The organism is Pedobacter sp. (assembly GCF_035317785.1).
In the GTDB taxonomy this organism is placed as follows: domain Bacteria; phylum Bacteroidota; class Bacteroidia; order Sphingobacteriales; family Sphingobacteriaceae; genus Pedobacter.
The window spans coordinates 19317-35340 of the sequence record NZ_DATHGC010000363.1 but is presented as its reverse complement, the minus strand read 5'-3'; the positions used below and the strand labels follow the sequence as shown (position 1 = coordinate 35340).

At 41.2% G+C, this 16024-nt stretch carries 20 protein-coding genes; 13 read left to right on the top strand and 7 right to left on the bottom strand.

Going from position 1 to position 16024, the window contains the following annotated elements; genetic code table 11:
* Both VK541_RS22800 and VK541_RS22795 read left to right on the top strand, forming a co-directional pair.
* Positions 1-560, top strand: a 560-nt coding sequence (locus tag VK541_RS22800) for an LLM class flavin-dependent oxidoreductase (RefSeq protein ID WP_324372879.1), incomplete at its 5' end; no start/stop codon positions are given.
* Between the two features lie 88 nt (positions 561-648).
* A complete protein-coding gene (locus VK541_RS22795; RefSeq protein ID WP_324372878.1) occupies positions 649-828 on the top strand; it encodes a histone H1 in 180 nt (59 codons plus the stop codon).
* 44 nt (positions 829-872) lie between these two features.
* Here the strand turns inward: VK541_RS22795 and VK541_RS22790 are convergent, their stop codons facing one another.
* Together VK541_RS22790 and VK541_RS22785 are read right to left on the bottom strand one after the other, a co-directional pair.
* Positions 873-1328: a PA2169 family four-helix-bundle protein gene (locus VK541_RS22790; protein ID WP_324372876.1), complete on the bottom strand. Its 456-nt coding sequence runs from the start codon at positions 1326-1328 to the stop codon at positions 873-875.
* Between the two features lie 116 nt (positions 1329-1444).
* Entirely contained in the window at positions 1445-1846 is a 402-nt protein-coding gene (locus VK541_RS22785; RefSeq protein WP_324372875.1) for a hypothetical protein, read from the bottom strand.
* A 178-nt stretch (positions 1847-2024) separates the two neighbouring features.
* On the opposite strand from VK541_RS22785, the gene VK541_RS22780 reads away from it, so the two are divergent.
* The 3 genes from VK541_RS22780 (at position 2025) to VK541_RS22770 (ending at position 3764) form a co-directional block, all read left to right on the top strand.
* Complete coding sequence (locus VK541_RS22780) at positions 2025-2624, top strand: UPF0758 domain-containing protein (RefSeq protein WP_324372874.1); 600 nt, start codon at positions 2025-2027, stop codon at positions 2622-2624.
* A complete protein-coding gene (locus tag VK541_RS22775; RefSeq protein ID WP_324372873.1) occupies positions 2621-3019 on the top strand; it encodes a GIY-YIG nuclease family protein in 399 nt (132 codons plus the stop codon). Before VK541_RS22780 ends, VK541_RS22775 begins: the two co-directional genes overlap by 4 nt.
* Before the next feature lie 349 nt (positions 3020-3368).
* A complete protein-coding gene (locus VK541_RS22770; protein ID WP_324372872.1) occupies positions 3369-3764 on the top strand; it encodes a single-stranded DNA-binding protein in 396 nt (131 codons plus the stop codon).
* A 249-nt stretch (positions 3765-4013) separates the two neighbouring features.
* Here VK541_RS22770 and VK541_RS22765 read toward each other — a convergent pair whose 3' ends face one another.
* The 5 genes from VK541_RS22765 to yihA form a co-directional block, all read right to left on the bottom strand.
* Positions 4014-4313 carry a hypothetical protein gene (locus tag VK541_RS22765; RefSeq protein WP_324372871.1) on the bottom strand — a complete coding sequence of 100 codons (300 nt, stop codon included), beginning with the start codon at positions 4311-4313 and terminating at the stop codon, positions 4014-4016.
* 484 nt (positions 4314-4797) lie between these two features.
* Entirely contained in the window at positions 4798-6747 is a 1950-nt protein-coding gene (locus VK541_RS22760; RefSeq protein ID WP_324372870.1) for an amino acid permease, read from the bottom strand.
* A gap of 1 nt (position 6748) precedes the next feature.
* Complete coding sequence (locus tag VK541_RS22755; protein ID WP_324372869.1) at positions 6749-8464, bottom strand: M3 family oligoendopeptidase; 1716 nt, start codon at positions 8462-8464, stop codon at positions 6749-6751.
* A 2-nt stretch (positions 8465-8466) separates the two neighbouring features.
* Positions 8467-9339 carry a UbiA-like polyprenyltransferase gene (locus VK541_RS22750; protein WP_324372868.1) on the bottom strand — a complete coding sequence of 291 codons (873 nt, stop codon included), beginning with the start codon at positions 9337-9339 and terminating at the stop codon, positions 8467-8469.
* A gap of 10 nt (positions 9340-9349) precedes the next feature.
* A complete protein-coding gene (yihA, locus tag VK541_RS22745; protein ID WP_324372867.1) occupies positions 9350-9979 on the bottom strand; it encodes a ribosome biogenesis GTP-binding protein YihA/YsxC in 630 nt (209 codons plus the stop codon).
* Between the two features lie 51 nt (positions 9980-10030).
* Between yihA and ubiE the strand changes: the two genes are divergently transcribed.
* The 8 genes from ubiE (at position 10031) to VK541_RS22705 (ending at position 16018) form a co-directional block, all read left to right on the top strand.
* Positions 10031-10762, top strand: a complete 732-nt coding sequence (gene ubiE, locus VK541_RS22740) for a bifunctional demethylmenaquinone methyltransferase/2-methoxy-6-polyprenyl-1,4-benzoquinol methylase UbiE (protein ID WP_324372866.1) — start codon at positions 10031-10033, stop codon at positions 10760-10762.
* On the top strand, positions 10759-11493 hold the full coding sequence (locus VK541_RS22735) for an outer membrane beta-barrel protein (RefSeq protein WP_324372865.1): 735 nt from the start codon (positions 10759-10761) through the stop codon (positions 11491-11493). Before ubiE ends, VK541_RS22735 begins: the two co-directional genes overlap by 4 nt.
* A 53-nt stretch (positions 11494-11546) precedes the next feature.
* On the top strand, positions 11547-12305 hold the full coding sequence (locus VK541_RS22730) for an SDR family NAD(P)-dependent oxidoreductase (protein ID WP_324372864.1): 759 nt from the start codon (positions 11547-11549) through the stop codon (positions 12303-12305).
* Positions 12306-12311: 6 nt separating this feature from the next.
* Positions 12312-12758 (top strand): GatB/YqeY domain-containing protein, encoded by a 447-nt coding sequence (locus VK541_RS22725; protein ID WP_324372862.1) that lies wholly within the window; start codon positions 12312-12314, stop codon positions 12756-12758.
* Between the two features lie 111 nt (positions 12759-12869).
* Positions 12870-13634, top strand: coding sequence for an alpha/beta fold hydrolase (locus VK541_RS22720; RefSeq protein WP_324372860.1), 765 nt, complete (start codon positions 12870-12872; stop codon positions 13632-13634).
* Positions 13635-14297, top strand: a complete 663-nt coding sequence (locus VK541_RS22715; protein ID WP_324372857.1) for a CBS domain-containing protein — start codon at positions 13635-13637, stop codon at positions 14295-14297.
* Positions 14298-14325: 28 nt separating this feature from the next.
* On the top strand, positions 14326-15207 hold the full coding sequence (locus VK541_RS22710; protein ID WP_324372856.1) for an NAD kinase: 882 nt from the start codon (positions 14326-14328) through the stop codon (positions 15205-15207).
* Position 15208: 1 nt separating this feature from the next.
* Positions 15209-16018 (top strand): DUF6089 family protein, encoded by an 810-nt coding sequence (locus VK541_RS22705; RefSeq protein ID WP_324372855.1) that lies wholly within the window; start codon positions 15209-15211, stop codon positions 16016-16018.
* The last annotated feature ends 6 nt before the right edge of the window (positions 16019-16024 follow it).

The window sequence follows — 16024 nt, the reverse complement described above, 5'->3', positions numbered from 1 at the left end:
ACCTGCCTGTTTACCCAAGGCCATCGCAGGAGCAATTGCCCATCTGGTTAGGCGTTGGCGGTACACCCGAGTCGTTCGTACGCGCGGGAACTCTGGGACTTCCACTTATGGTGGCTATCATTGGAGGCAATACCGAACGTTTTCGTCCACTGGTGGATCTTTACCGGGAGGCTGGTGAACGCGCTGGCTTTAGCACTGAACAACTCAAGGTCGGCCTTCATTCACCTGGCTATGTTTCTGATAATGATGCAAAAGCACAGGCAGAATATTATCCCGGCTACGCAGAATTATGGACCAGGTTAGGCCGGGAGCGGGGCTGGCCGCCAGTCACGCGGCCGCAGTTCGACCAGCTGATCGGACCTAAAGGTGTATTGGTTGTAGGAGGACCTGAAAAAGTTGCTGAGAAATTGCTTTCCCATAGCCATTCCCTGGGAGGAATTTCCCGTTTTACCTTTCAGATGGACAATGCGGGGCTGACCCATCAGCAACTGATGCATTCTATTGAGTTGATCGGCACGAAAGTTATTCCTTTGATTAGGGCTGCAGGAACTAGTTTCTAAATGCCGTATCTTTTTTAAAAGATATGCTTACCTTGAACATTGCCTTAAGGCAAAAATCAAACCTTTTCAACTTAAAACCTAAACAAGAATGAGCTCATTTGCAAAACTGAAAGAGGCTGTTGCAGCCATTGAACAAGACGCCGACAAATTTTATAATTCCGGCAACAGTGCTGCCGGCACCAGGGTGCGTAAAGGATTGCAGGACATTAAAAACCTGGCCCAGCAGATCCGCAGTGAGATCACGGAAAAGAAGAACGCCGCTAAGTAAAACCAAAGGCCGGTATACCCGGCCTTTGGTTTATCCGAATTCCCTTAATGCTCCAGTCTTAAGCGGTAAGTCTCGACTTCCTTTAATGCTTCCAGTATCCCGGTGCGTTGTTTTTGCAAAATGCTTAGATGGTCTGCGTGAGTTGAATCATCTTCCAGCACGTTGTCGTATTTCTCAATCGCTGCTTTTTCCCCGGTTTCAATCGCGCTTAGGATCGCAATATCTTCTTTACTGCTCAGTGCCTGCTTGATGTCAAGCCAGGTTCTGTGCAATACCCCCAGGATCCCGCCTTCTTCATTGTCTGATACTCCTCCATGCAAAGCGATATGTTCTTTGAGTTCCATTGCAAAGCCCGCTCTCTGCGCTGAGTATTGCAGGAAAAGTCCTTTGAGTTCTATGCTGTCTGTGGCCTCAGAAGCAGATTCATATCCTTCTTTGCCGTCATTTAAAATATTGATCAGACCTTTCAGGTCGCTGATGATTTCTTTGTTATTTTCCATGTCATAAGTTTTTGCAAACTGATAACCATGCAGGCTGCAATAAGTTTGAAATAAATTCTTTGTCTGTCTGATGTGTCAAGCCGATGGCTAAGTTCCATCTATTCGAATACTTCCTCTCAAATCAATTCTACCTGATTTTTCTGAACAACCAGCAGCACTTGGTTTTCCTTGATCTTTAAATAGCCGTGATCAAAGCAGAAGCGGTAGATGTCACCTTTTTTAGTGGTATGATAACTGGTGATGTAATTAAAATCGAATCCCATTTTGATCAGCTTTTCCTCACTTATAATGGTCGCTCCTGAGGTTTTCAGTTTGTGCAGTATCTTATAGTTTTCGGTGATGCTCTTTTGAATATTTTTCACAAAATCCGGTAAGGCTACCCGTTTTTCCATTTTGATCCTGTTGTTGTAGTCGATCCTGCAGGAGTCACTGCAGAATACTTTGTCTATCCGCCCGTTCAGAACCGGAAGGTCGCAGTTTTTACACAGTTTAGGGATTGCTTTGTCGTTGGTATTCACAGCGTTAATAACTTAAGAGTTGAGCTAATTTATATGATTCACTCATAAGTGACAAGATTTGGCGAAAATTTATCCATGTAAATTTTCTATTACCCGTTTATAAATGATTGTACACAGGTAATTTTCGGGTGGTGTTAATGTGGGGTGTCAACTTTGGGGACATCAAATCCAAAACGTTATGAAACCTCAAATTCTCGAATCCGAATCTTTCGGTACACCAACAAGGAACTATTTTATAGATTTTAATAAGTCAGTAACAGGCAGCAAGTTTATCAGGATCACCAGGAGCGACCTTCAGCAGGACAACACTTATAAGCGTTCCAGCATAGTCGTTTTTGAATCCGACTTTCATTTTCTGATCGAATCTTTTTCCATGCTTTTTACCAATGTCGCACAGGGAGAAAAGACGGGTAAATACCTGGATCAGAAAAAAGATGCAGCTGATGCAAAGACTCATGGGATTAAAAGCTGGGACCCGGCGCTGCGCCCCAGGGAAAAGCTGATGAGCCAGGGCGCCCCGGCATTGTCAGATGCGGAACTCATTGCTTTACTGATTGGCTCAGGCTCAAAAAATGAAACAGCGGTTGCTCTTGGCGAGCGGATTTTAAAAAGTGTCGGAAGCGACCTTTCATCTTTAACGGGCCTTTCTGTTCAGCAACTGATGAAATTCAAAGGAATCGGTGAGGCTAAGGCGATTTCTATTGTCGCAGCTATGGAAATATCTGCCCGCAAAAGTTTCTCTGCTGCTTCCGTGTTCCAGATGAGGGCGGTAAAATGACCATATCAGTAGCGGAAGATTTCGGAAACACAGGTGTCGTGTATGTGCTTAGGCTGGAAAATGATAACTATTATATAGGCTACAGCACAAATTTGAAGCGGCGCCTGGCTCAGCACGAGCAAGGGGTCGGGGCAAAATGGACAATCCGTCACAGACCCTTAGAACTGGTTGAAGTCATTGAGCATGCGAACCTGGAAATGGAAAACGTGGTAACAAAACAATATGTAAATAAATACGGGTCCGGCCGGGTGCGGGGTGGTAACTATTGTACTGTTGACATCGGCTACTATGACGCTGAAAAGCAGTTGACTAGTGAATTGAAATACATCGATGCCCTGCTCTATGATGACGGACGATTTTTTTGGGTTTTGCCAGGGAACTGGATGCAGATCTGATTGTTCATTATGGCAGGTTGCAACGGTATTAGTTTTAACGCCTTGTCGGACAAGGAGCTGCAATGCGTTTGCAGGTCAAAAAACAGCGAAAGAAGTTTTCGTTCCTCATCCTCTTTCTTACAGATAACCTGGGTTAAAAGGCAGCTAAGATCAGGAAAGATTTCGCACCTGCGAACGCATAATGAGCGGGCTGCGCTGCTCACCTCCCGGGACTTATAGTTGCTCCGGCTTGAAATATTTCCCGTTTGATCTGCTATTCTTTTAAACCAAGCCACCTGCAATAAAAAAGGGGCTGGCGAAAGAAAAAAATTAATTAATCAAAAAATAAACACTTAAAAACAACAAAATTATGCAGATCACAGGTAGAGTAACATCAGATGCGGTAGTAAGAACTACAAAATCAGAGAAAAAAGTAGTAGGCTTTAATGTAGCCATCAATGAGAACTACAAGAGTAACGGGGAGCAGAAACAAACGACTACTTTCTTTGAATGCTCGTATTGGAGAGGTGATGCGATTGCTCCTTTTATCACCAAAGGGACTCTGATAGAGTTATCGGGCACTGTGGGCGTGAATGCTTACCTGTCAGGTGGGGAGGCTAAGGCGAGCCTGACTTTTCGTGCAGACAATATCAAACTGCATGGCAAGGGGAATGTGAAGGTAGAAGCCGGGCCTGCTGTGACTACGGCCTCAGATGCGCCTTCGTTTAATACGATTCCGGTTCCCGAAGATGATCTTCCGTTTTAACTGACCCTTTATCAGAGTGGGGGTAACCCCATTCTGATATTACAATCCAATTTTTATTAGCCGATCAATTAACAGACAATTAGCCTTTAACCGATTTATATGAAAACTAATTTTTTTAAAATAATCAACCACTTGCAGAGTCCGGGTTCATGGACCTTTTGTGTTTTGTGCTGGTTTGCTAATGGGATTAAAAAGAGAGAGCCGTCGACTCTCTCTTTTTTTGTCAGTAAGTAATAAACAATCCTAATCTCAGTATTTTATTGTTTTGCCTGTTTTAAAAGCCAACAGGGCTTTATCTACTTCGTTTTTCTTGAAGAATACCGTTCTCCCAGCCTGGTAAAATGGGAACATTCTGTTGTTTTTATACCGATGTATGGTTGATTTGGATACTTTTAGATAAATAGAGAGTTCTGAAATAGAGAACTTTTGCTTTTCCTCAACAGGATCGGGGACAACTGGGGAATTGGTGTTAACGGTTGAAAGTAGATGGTTTAAACTTTGTTCAATGGCTTCGAGCCTTTGTTCAATGAGCAGGAAAGGGTTTTCCATGGGAAGATTGCATTTGTCGCCTACTATAATCCAGTGGTTTATAGACACATTGGCGATACGTTATCTACAAATGTGCAGTAAACATACTGCCATTTATTGATGCAAAAGTAGGTGTTAACACAAGAACTTCAAAATTAATTAAAGTCGCTTTAACGGCTAACCGCAATTATCACTGTCCAAAAAGTTTTCCACATGGTGAATATAATAAATGCTGAAAAACTGTTGCTAAAACTGTTGCTAATTTAGGTAAAAGTGTCATTAAATGGCATTTAAAGGCATAAAAAAGGCTCCGGGGAGGAGCCTTTATTGCTGGTTTTCCAACCAAGCAATTATAGGGATAATTAGGAGGGCAATTTAACAAATGTCCATTCCCGGACATTGTTATTTCAATAACTCTAATGTAGAGATATATTCTCAATATGTGGAACTTTTTTTAAAATAAATATTTTTTACTCAAAAAATGATTTTTTTTGGGCAAAATATTCTACACTTTTTTGATATTTAGCTTGCTGTGCCGATAACCATATAAAAAATAAACGACCAGTCCGATAACCAGCCAAACTGTAAAACCTATCCAGTTTGATATCCCGAGTTCGCACATCATATATAAGCAGCTGATCAAACCGAGCACGGGGATAAGCGACAGACTTTTGGTAATGCTGTAATAGCTGATGATCAAGCAGATCAACAGAAATATCCACATTGGGATTTTGTGTTTGAATAAGCCCCACCCGCTTTCATATTTTTTGGATTGGTCAACTGAAGAGTTTTCAAGAAACTCGCTGTATTTTTCTGCAGAAAGTGTATTTAAATATGCTTCAGTATCACTATGCTGCTCTATGCTGTTTAGTTTAATCCGTTCGCCTTTAATCTCTCTTTTTATGATATCAAGTTCCTGATTATTTAAGGCAGTTATAAAAGTTAATGGTTCGTATGCTTTTGGCTTATTAAACAAAAAGGCTGATGTTCCTTTGGGATAAACTGCAAATGCGATTACAATCCCTCCAATAGCGATAAACGGGACTATATATCTGGAGCTCACGAATGGGATTCTGAATTTACCCCTTTGGATATCTGGTTTGTTTTGCAGCACGAGTACTCCCGCGCAAACCAATACGAAAGCAAACAAGGTTCCAATAGAACATAGATCGGTAACTATGGTGAGGTTCATAAAGAGAGAAGGAACGGCGACAACAAAACCAACGACTATAGTTGCGAAAGAAGGAGTCTTATATTTTGGATGAATTTTAGCGAAAGATTTTGGGAGCAACCCGTCGCGGCTCATGCTCATCCATATCCTCGGTTGTCCCATCTGGAATACCAGCAGAACGCTCGCCATCGCAAAAACCGCGCTCACGGCAATAATTCCGCTCATTAGTTTCAAATCGATCTGGTCAAATACAAATGCGAGCGGATCCCCTACCGCAAGAAGTTTATAATTTACAATACCTGTGAGAACCAGTGCAATAGATACGTATAACACCGTGCAGATGATAATGGCCCACATCATTCCTCTGGGGAGATCCTTCTGAGGGTTTTTACACTCTTCAGCTGTTGTGGAGATGGCATCGAACCCTATGTATGCAAAAAATACTGCGGAGACACCTTTTAAAACTCCCGATACACCATTTGGGGCAAAAGGATTCCAATTGGAAGTATCGACATAAAAGACCCCAACTGAAAGCACCAGCAGTATGACCGCAAGTTTTACAATTACCATCGCATTGCTTGCATTTCTGGATTCCTTCATTCCACGATAAACCAGCCAGGTAATGAATATGATGATAGCCAGCGCAGGAAGATCTGCTACCAGGTGAAAATTACCAATCCTCGGTGCGGTGACCCATGCATTATTAGCAATACGGATGTTTTCATCAATATTAATGTAGTTTTTGCCAGCGTTGACCAGCGCATCGGCATTTTTATGGCCATTAAAGGCGGTCAGGTAGTCCATCGTCATCCAATCGGGCAGATGTATCCCGTCTATATTTAATGCAGGTATCCTGATGGAAGAAAGAAGCCCGGTGAAGTAATCTGACCAGGATATAGCAACAGTGATATTGCCAATGGCATATTCCATGATGAGTGACCAGCCAATAATCCAGGCGACAAGTTCTCCAAAGGCCACATAAGAATAAGTATATGCACTTCCTGAAACGGGAACCATCGATGCAAATTCGGCATATGCAAAAGCAGCAAAACTGCAGGCTACGGCGGTAAAAATAAATAGAAATATTACTGCGGGCCCACCGTCAGCGCTTGCTTTGCCAATGGTACTGAAAATACCAGCTCCGATAATTGCGGCTATGCCGAAAGCAGTAAGGTCTTTTACCCCTAAGGTTTTATGTAATGAGGTGCCATGCTCGCCATAGCCTTTCTCCGCATCTGCTAATATCTTGGCGATAGACTTTTTTCTGAAGAGTTTTTCAAACATCCTAGCCTAGTTTATTTAATTCATCCTTTACAAAGGATGCAAGTTCCCGGATATAATTCAAGCTGAAATCGAATTGAATTCCTGCGGTTTCATAGATCTCATTTATTGGCTTACTATAGCCCAGGGATAAGGCCGCAAGGTATTGTTTCAATGCCCGTTCAGGATTTTCTTTGTAATTTTTCCATATAGCGATGGCACCCAGCTGAGCTATAGCGTATTCAATATAGTAAAAAGGAACTTCAAACAAATGAAGCTGTTTTTGCCAAATGTTTCCAAATTCATGTTCAAGGCCATCCCAATTGGCAAAGCCTGCCCCAAAGCGCGTGTAAATCTGCTTGAATGCTTCTTCTCTGTCTGCGGCATTATGATCCGGATTGGTATAAATCCAGTGCTGGAACTGATCTATGACCGCAACCCAGGGCATCGTCTTCAGCACATCAATCAGCTGCTCTTTTTTTGCGCGGATGAGATCTTCTTCGTTGTCAAAGTAAATGTCCCAATTGTCCATAGACATGAGCTCCATACTCATGGAGGCTAGCTCGGCTACCTCTGAAGGACAATGTTTGAAGTCGTTGAGTTGCAGGTCGGCAGTTAAGAAAGTGTGGACAGCATGTCCGCCTTCATGGACCATGGTTGTCAGGTCGCGAAGGGAATTGGCAGAGTTCATAAAAATAAAAGGAGCCCCTGTTTCAGCAAGTGGGTAGTTGTAACCACCCGGTGCTTTACCTTTCCGGCTCTCGACATCAAAAAGATTGTTTGCCTTCATGATGGTTAACATTTGCCCCAATTCAGGATCTATTGCGCTAAAACAATCTATACTCTTGTCGATCAGTTCAGCTCCGTTTTTAAAAGGTTTCAGTGCCGTCTTTCCAGTAGTGCTTACGTCCAGATCCCAGGGCTTAAGCTGATCTGTTCTAAGTAGCTGCGCCCTTTTTTCTGCTTGTTCTTTTAAGATGGGTACTACCTGTTTCTCTATGGCCTCGTGAAAGTGATAGCAATCCTGGGGAGTGTAATCAAATCTGCCCAATGCCTGAAACATGTAATCTCTGTAATTTTCAAATCCGGCATTCAGTGCAACCTGGTGACGCATTGCAATGAGCTCGTCAAACAAAATATTAAGGTCATCTTTATCTACCAGACGCCTCTGCTGTATGGTTTTCCAGGCGTGTTCTCTAACATCTCTATTGGTATCTTTTATAAAGTTTGCAGCCTGTTCCAGTGTATATTCCTGATCGTTGATCATTACACTCATTGCCCCGGTAATGGATTGGTATTTTTGCTGTGTTACCTGAAGCCTGGTCAGCAGTTCGACGTTTTCCTCACGATAGATCTCTATCGCTTTCCTGACTGACCTGATGAAGACAAAATACTTCTCCTGATCCAGCTCATCGATGAAAGAGCTGTCGTTGAACTTTTGATTAAGCTGGTTGGCAATTGGCGATATTTTCGGTTCTATCTCTGTAGCAAAATATTGAAAGTCTTTGACCAGTTGCTCATTGGCAGTATCACAACTCATTTTGATGTACCTCCAGGCGAAATCCTCTTCCAGGGCCGCTTCCAGCTCACTTTTGTCCTTTAACCATTTTTCCAGTTCTTGAACGCTGTTGAGGTCGCGGGATAAAAGTTCGTTGAGAATGGGCTGCAAATTATCCCATTTCATTTCAAGGTACTGGGGGATGTACGCTCTTTTCTTTTTAGGTATGGTAAGGCTGATCATAGTTATAAATTAAAATTTGTTCTAAGAAAAACGTCGATTAAAAAACAGGCGGCAAAAATCACCGAAGCAAAGCCATTGGTGGTTGCGAATGCTCTGTTAACTTTAGAGATGTCATTTGGTTTTACCAATAAATGCTGATAGATGAGCATAAAGCAGAAGAATATTACCCCGATATAATAAAAATAGCCGAAAGAAAAGGCAGCATAAAAAATAGGCAGGACAACGCATAATGCTGATAAGGTATGGAGAACAACAGACAACCTTAAGGCATTTTTTATGCCCAGTGCGGCTGGAATCGAATGCAGCTCTTCACCTTTGTCAAAGGCCTCATCTTGTAGTGCATAAATGATGTCAAAACCGCTAACCCAAAATAGCACGGCGAACGAATAAAGGACAGGCACTATGCTAAACGCCCCGGTAACTGCAATGTATGCGCCTATCGGCGCAAGGGAAAGTCCCAGGCCGAGTACAAGGTGGCATAACGCAGTAAATCTTTTAGTATAGCTGTAGAACAGCACGACAAAAAGCGCGACTGGAGAAAGGTAGAAACACAGGCTATTGATAAAAAACGTTGTTATGATAAAAAGTATGCAATTGATGATAACGAAAATAAGCGCCTCATTTGATGAAACTTTTCCGGATGGGATATCCCGCATTTGAGTACGGGGGTTTCTGGCATCGATTTTTCTGTCCAGGAACCTGTTGAATGCCATTGCCGAGTTACGGGCAAAGATCATGCATAGCAAAACCTGGACAAAAAGCATCCAGTTAAAAGGATTTGGAGTGCTGATCACACCTAAGAAAAAACCGATCAGCGCAAAGGGTAAGGCGAAAACAGAATGGGCGAATAGTACCAGTGAAAAATATTTCTTCATTTATTTTATTTTACAGTTCTTCCTTGGGGGTAAATACAGGCATCACAAAGTCTTGATTTACCTCTTCTATAAATTGGAGTACCTCATCTTTGCCTTGCCCTTTTTCTGCAGATGTTACCATGTATGGAGGGATTTCTTCAAACCATCCCTTTAGCGCTTTTTTAAAGGCCGCAACATTTTTGTCTGTTTTGGCAGACGATTGTTTATCGGCTTTGGTAAACAACAGGGCAAAGGGGATCTGGATCTCACCCATCCAGCAGCAAAATTCGAGGTCTATTTTCTGCGGCTCCAGACGGCTGTCTATCAGTACAAAAACACATTGCAGACTTTCGCGCTTTGTGATGTAGTTCCTAATGAATTTTTCCCAGTTTTCGCGGCTGCTTTTAGAAACTTTAGCGTATCCGTAGCCCGGTAAATCTACGATGTACCATTTTTCGTTGATCAAAAAATGATTGATCAGTTGCGTCTTGCCAGGCCTTTGGGATGTTTTTGCCAATCCGTGCTGGTTGACCAGCATGTTTATCAGTGATGATTTTCCAACATTTGAACGGCCTATGAAAGCATATTCCGGCATATTTGGTGGAGGTAGTGCCGATACCTTGGTATTGCTGCAAATAAAAGTTGCTGATTTTATAATCATATGACAAAGGTAGAAAATTAGTTTTCAACAATACTTATCTTTGCGCTATCCATGAACGAAAACATTACACCCTATCAGTCAGAGACGGCCACAAAAAAAGAGCAGGTTGCTGCCATGTTTAATAACATATCAGGAACCTACGATTTTTTAAATCACTTTATGTCATTGGGAATAGATATTATGTGGCGCAAGAAGGCTATTAAGGAGCTTAAATCCATCAAACCGCGTATTATGCTGGATGTGGCAACCGGCACCGGAGATTTTGCTTTTGAGGCCATAAATATCCTGCGTCCGGAAAAAATAATAGGTGTCGATATTTCTGAAGGAATGCTGGATGTGGCACGTAAAAAAATTCATGACAGAAATTTACAGCACATTTTCTCGGTGCAAACGGGTGATTCTGAAGGATTACATTTTGAAAACGACCATTTTGACGCGATAACTGTCGCTTTTGGCGTCAGAAATTATCAGAACCTGGAAAAGGGTTTGGCTGATATGTACCGCGTATTGAAGCCTGGCGGTAAAATTGTTATTCTTGAATTTTCGAAACCTAAGCAGTTTCCTGTTAAGCAGGGATATAATTTCTATTTTAGACATGTTACCCCCTTTTTAGGCAGATTGTTTTCAAAAGATAACAGGGCGTATACCTATCTGCCAGAATCGGTGGCCGCTTTTCCTGATGGCGGGGCATTTACGATGTTGATGGATAAGGTGGGTTTTAAGGATACTAAAGACAGACGTCTGACGTTTGGTATAAGTGCAATTTACACCGGCATTAAATGAAGATAAAACCAGTTTTTATAATTTTATGTTTATTGCTGGCGGGGCCTGCCAGAGCTCAAAACTGGGGTGGTGGAGTAGATGACAGCAATGTGCATTTTGGCTTCACATTTCAATATGTTTCATCCGAATTCAAAATACTAAAGAAAGACAACTGGAGGAGCGAGCCTTATATAGATCAGGACAATCCTGGTTTGATTCCTTCAAGATTAAAAGCCATTTCTGCAGTGCCATCTGCCGGATTCGGGATAGGTTTTGTAGTGAATAAACGCTTAAGTGACAATTTAGATGTTAGATTTACACCGACACTCGTATTTAACGATCGCATATTAAACTATCAGTATGATAACAGCACGAATGACGTTGAAAAGAAAACACAGGCAACGCTGGTTGAATTTCCGTTAGGCATAAAGATTAAATCTGACAGAAGAAATAACTTTAGAGCTTATATGCTTGGCGGTGCTAAATTTACGACAGATATTTCATCCAAGAAGAAAACGAACAATAGCCTGATTACGGACCCCGCCGAGAAATTTATCAACAATAAGCGTAATTATCTGTCCTATGAAGCGGGTTTGGGTTTTGACCTTTACTTTGAATATTTTAAAATGTCACCTGAGATAAAGCTGTCTTATTCACTAAAAGATGTCTTAAAAGATGAACCTACCCGGTATGCTGCGCCGATAGACAAATTGATGCTGCGTCATGTAACTTTCAGTTTATTTTTTGAATAGCGTGTCTATTTAAAAAATTATAGCTTTGCTTAAATAAAAAAACGGAATCAGTAATGTCAAAAATTGCATTAATTACAGGAGCCACTTCGGGTATTGGTAAAGCCTGCGCACATTTATTTGCTGCACAGGGTTATCAACTCATATTGCTGGCCAGGAGAGAGGTATTGTTAACTGAGGTAGCAAAACACCTGGAAGACAAATACGCCATAGAGGTAAAGCGAATAACAGCAGATGTTAGAGATCAGGAAGATTTGTCTTACAGGCTGGAGACCTTGCCTGCATCATGGAAGAAAGTTAATGTACTGATCAACAATGCAGGACTGAGCCAGGGCCTTGATCCGATAGATAAGGGCAGCACTGAAGATTGGGACACGATGATCGATACGAACATAAAAGGATTACTTTATATAACAAGAATCGTATCGCCATGGATGGTAGCTCAAAAAAGCGGGCATATTGTAAACATAGGCTCTATTGCGGGTTTAGAAGTATATCCAAATGGAAATGTATATTGTGCGACTAAGCATGCGGTAGATGCACTTAATCAGGGAATGAGAATTGATCTTTTGCCTCATGGAATCAAAGTGACTGCGATAAATCCGGGACTGGTGGAGACCGAATTTTCTAAGGTCAGGTTTAAAGGGGATGAAGGCAGGGCCAAAAAAGTCTACGACGGACTGGAGCCATTACTTGCTAATGACATTGCTGAAGCAATTTGGTTTGTTGTAAGCAGGCCGGCACACGTAAACATAAATGACATGCTGATCATGCCTGCAGCTCAGGCTACAGCAACAATTATTGAGAGAAATTAATTTTTTATGATAGCAAACACAATAGATCAGGAAATAAAACAAGCTATGCTGGCTAAAGATAAGGCCAGATTGAGAGGCTTAAGGGCCATTAAAGCAGCCATCCTGCTCGCAAGGACTGAAAAGGGTTCTGCAGAGGAGATCACTGAAGAGACCGAATCGAAGATCCTTCAGAAATTAGTCAAACAACGAAAAGAATCTTCTGATATTTATAAGCAGCAGGGAAGAGAAGATCTAAGCCTGATTGAGGAAGAAGAAATAGCAGTCATCAGTAGCTTTATGCCTCAGCAGCTCGATAAATCAGAGATTGAGGCAGTTATTTCGGCAATCATTAAAAGTTCCGGGGGCAATTCTATAAAAGATATGGGCAGGATAATGGGGATGGCAAATAAAGAGCTGGCGGGTAAGGCTGACGGGAAATTAATTGCTGAGATTGTAAAGGCTCAATTGGCATAAATTGTGTTACACATTTGCAAATTAAGCCTTTTTCTTATAAATAATGTTTTAAATTACATTAAATTAATTTTAGTCTACTAACTTAGTAGCCTACCTTACACATAAGTCAATATGAAATACGAAGTAATAGAAGATGACGGGTTTAAATATATCGAAGCTGGAAAAGGAGAAACCCTGGTATTACTTCATGGTTTGATGGGAGAATTGAGCAATTGGGAAGCCGTTATAGATTACTTTAAAGACAGGTACCACATTCTGGTGCCCATACTGCCGATATATGAATTACCGATACTTACATTGGGCGTAAAAAGCCTTTCTAAGTATGTATACAGATTTGTAAAACACAAAAAACTGGGTCAGGTCGTACTGATTGGGAATTCCCTTGGAGGACATGTCGGACTGGTTTTTACTATATCACACCAGGAACATGTGAAGGCATTGGTTTTAACAGGCAGTTCCGGTTTATACGAAAATGCTTTTGGTGGATCATTTCCCAGAAGAGAAAGCTACGATTATGTTAGGGAAAAAGTAGAATTCACTTTTTATGAGCCCGCGACTGCTACAAAAGAATTGGTTGATGAGGTTTTCAAAAGTGTAAATGAAAGATCCCGTGTGATCCGTATTCTTGCCCTTGCTAAGTCAGCTATTCGCCATAATATGTCGAAGGATCTATCAAGAATAACAATACCTGTTTCTTTGATATGGGGAAAACAAGATAAAGTTACACCGCCTGACGTTGCAGAAGAGTTTCATGAACTTTTACCCAATTCGGAATTAAACTGGGTGGATTTATGCGGACACGCACCAATGATGGAAAGGCCTGCTCAATTCAATCAGTTCCTCGAAATCTTTTTATATAGAATATTACTTAAATAAATGGTTGCATCTGAACTCATATCCAATTCGATTCCTCCGCTAAAAACTTCTGACTCTGTACGGAAGTCTTTGGAAAGGATGACCGAGTTCAAACTTTACCATTTGCCCATTGTGAATGAAACACAATTTCTGGGTTTACTTGCAGAGGAAGAATTGATAGAAGTCCGGGATGGCGAACTGCCAATCGGGGGATTGCCGCTTTCTATAATGAATCCTTTTGTTTATGAAGATACCCATATTTACGAGGTTATCAGGTTGTTTAACCAGCTTCAGCTGTCAGTTGTGCCGGTGCTGGATTATAAAAAGAACTATTTAGGTTTGATTTCCATTAATAATGTTTTAGAGTACATATCCGATATTTATGCGGTTAAAGAATACGGAGGCATCATTGTTTTAGAGATTGGCAATAGAAATAATTCGCTGGCGCACATGGCGCAAATCGTAGAGGCTGATAATGCACAAATACTTTCTTCATATGTTCAGTCATTTCCTGAATCTACCAAACTGGAAATTACCTTGAAGATCAATAAAACGGATCTTTCCGGTATTATCGCTTCTTTTGAGCGATATAACTACCAGGTAAAGGCTGTTTTTAACAGTACCCTGTCGGATAACGGTATTGATGACAGGTATAATTCTTTTATGAATTATTTAAATGTATAAGATATACATGAAACACTAAAATTATTTAATGAAGATTGCAATTTACGGTAGAGAATTCAATAACAGTGTGTTGCCCTACGTGCAAGAGGTCTTTGATGTACTCAGCGATTTAAAATCACCCATCACTGTTTATGGAAAATACCTGGATTTTATAAGAGAAAAAGTCAAACTTCCGGAAAATATTCAAACTTTCAGCGGGCACGGTGAGCTTCTTGAACATGCAGAGGTGTTGATTAGCTTAGGGGGTGATGGAACCCTGCTTGATACTTTATCCTTAATCAGGGATTCGGGAATCCCGGTTATTGGGATCAATTTTGGAAGAATGGGTTTCCTCGCAAGTATCAATAAAGAGGAGATCAGGAAAGCGATAACAGCGCTTCAGCGGAAAGAGTTTTCATTGGATAAAAGAACGCTTTTAAGCCTGGAATCTAAACATGGTCTTTTTGGTGAGGAGAACTTTGCGCTTAATGACATCACGATTCACAGAAGAGACAATTCTGCCATGATGATCATCCATGCTTATATGAATAATGAGTTTGTAAATTCTTATTGGGCAGATGGTCTGATCATTGCCACACCAACGGGTTCCACAGCATATTCATTGAGCTGTGGCGGACCAATTATATATCCGAACTCTCAGAATTTTGTAATTACGCCGATTGCTCCTCATAATTTAAATGTAAGACCATTAATTATACCGGATGATGTATCTTTGGTATTTGAAATAGAGGCCCGGAGTGCAAAATTTTTAGTGTCCTGCGATTCAAGAACAGAAACCGTTGACAGATCAGTTAAAATTATCCTGAACAAGGCAAGTTTTCATGTGAATTTAATTCGTTTAAACAATGAAAGCTACCTAACGACGTTAAGGAATAAATTACTTTGGGGTATTGATACCCGTAATTACTAGAATGCTAAACAAACAAAGATTATTTTATTTTCTTGTTTTTCTTTTGATCGGTTTCGGTGCAAAAGGTCAGACGATTGAATTGGGTATAGCCGCCGGCGGAGCGGGATATATCGGAGACCTCAATCAAAAACAACCCTTAAAAATAAGCGGACTGTCTGCAGCAGCTTATGTTAAAATGAATTTGGATCCCTATTGGGCGGTTGGACTGCATTACGCTTATGGTAAGATCAAGGCCAATGACGCTAAATCTGATAATAGCCAGTTCAGAGACAGAAATATCAACTTTAAAACTCCATTGAACGAGGTTAGTCTGCAGGTTGACTTCAATTTTTTTGATTATTTCGCAGGTGGAGGAACCAAGATGTTTACCCCCTATCTTTTCACCGGAATAGGTACAGTCTTATTCAGCCCCAAAGCAACGTATGATGGCGTGGAATACAATGTTCGGCATTATAAAACAGAAGGGGGGAATGGCGTGCCTTATAAAAACTACACATTTAATATTCTTTATGGTGCGGGTGCAAAAGTACGGCTAAAAGAAAATTGGGGATTGTTCACCAGCATCGGATACCGGACCGCATATTCTGACTATTTAGATGATGTGAGCAGAAAATACCCGAGTCCATCAACCTGGCCTGAAGGCGATTCACCTGAATTGCGCACAACCAGGCAAAGACTTTCCGACCCTTCTTTATCCCAATATGGTGCGCCAGGCGTCCAAAGAGGGGATTTTAGAAAAAGAGATACATATATGTTTGTAGGTATTGGCATATCTTATACCTTTGTGTCCCAAAAATGTTATACATTTTAGGCATAT

Coding starts and splice junctions, on each gene's coding strand:
- VK541_RS22795 (WP_324372878.1), top strand. CDS start 649: ATGAGCTCATTTGCAAAACTGAAAGAGGCTGTTGCAGCCATTGAACAA.
- VK541_RS22790 (WP_324372876.1), bottom strand. CDS start 1,328: ATGGAAAATAACAAAGAAATCATCAGCGACCTGAAAGGTCTGATCAAT.
- VK541_RS22780 (WP_324372874.1), top strand. CDS start 2,025: ATGAAACCTCAAATTCTCGAATCCGAATCTTTCGGTACACCAACAAGG.
- VK541_RS22775 (WP_324372873.1), top strand. CDS start 2,621: ATGACCATATCAGTAGCGGAAGATTTCGGAAACACAGGTGTCGTGTAT.
- VK541_RS22770 (WP_324372872.1), top strand. CDS start 3,369: ATGCAGATCACAGGTAGAGTAACATCAGATGCGGTAGTAAGAACTACA.
- VK541_RS22765 (WP_324372871.1), bottom strand. CDS start 4,313: ATGGAAAACCCTTTCCTGCTCATTGAACAAAGGCTCGAAGCCATTGAA.
- VK541_RS22760 (WP_324372870.1), bottom strand. CDS start 6,747: ATGTTTGAAAAACTCTTCAGAAAAAAGTCTATCGCCAAGATATTAGCA.
- VK541_RS22755 (WP_324372869.1), bottom strand. CDS start 8,464: ATGATCAGCCTTACCATACCTAAAAAGAAAAGAGCGTACATCCCCCAG.
- VK541_RS22750 (WP_324372868.1), bottom strand. CDS start 9,339: ATGAAGAAATATTTTTCACTGGTACTATTCGCCCATTCTGTTTTCGCC.
- yihA (WP_324372867.1), bottom strand. CDS start 9,979: ATGATTATAAAATCAGCAACTTTTATTTGCAGCAATACCAAGGTATCG.
- ubiE (WP_324372866.1), top strand. CDS start 10,031: ATGAACGAAAACATTACACCCTATCAGTCAGAGACGGCCACAAAAAAA.
- VK541_RS22735 (WP_324372865.1), top strand. CDS start 10,759: ATGAAGATAAAACCAGTTTTTATAATTTTATGTTTATTGCTGGCGGGG.
- VK541_RS22730 (WP_324372864.1), top strand. CDS start 11,547: ATGTCAAAAATTGCATTAATTACAGGAGCCACTTCGGGTATTGGTAAA.
- VK541_RS22725 (WP_324372862.1), top strand. CDS start 12,312: ATGATAGCAAACACAATAGATCAGGAAATAAAACAAGCTATGCTGGCT.
- VK541_RS22720 (WP_324372860.1), top strand. CDS start 12,870: ATGAAATACGAAGTAATAGAAGATGACGGGTTTAAATATATCGAAGCT.
- VK541_RS22715 (WP_324372857.1), top strand. CDS start 13,635: ATGGTTGCATCTGAACTCATATCCAATTCGATTCCTCCGCTAAAAACT.
- VK541_RS22710 (WP_324372856.1), top strand. CDS start 14,326: ATGAAGATTGCAATTTACGGTAGAGAATTCAATAACAGTGTGTTGCCC.
- VK541_RS22705 (WP_324372855.1), top strand. CDS start 15,209: ATGCTAAACAAACAAAGATTATTTTATTTTCTTGTTTTTCTTTTGATC.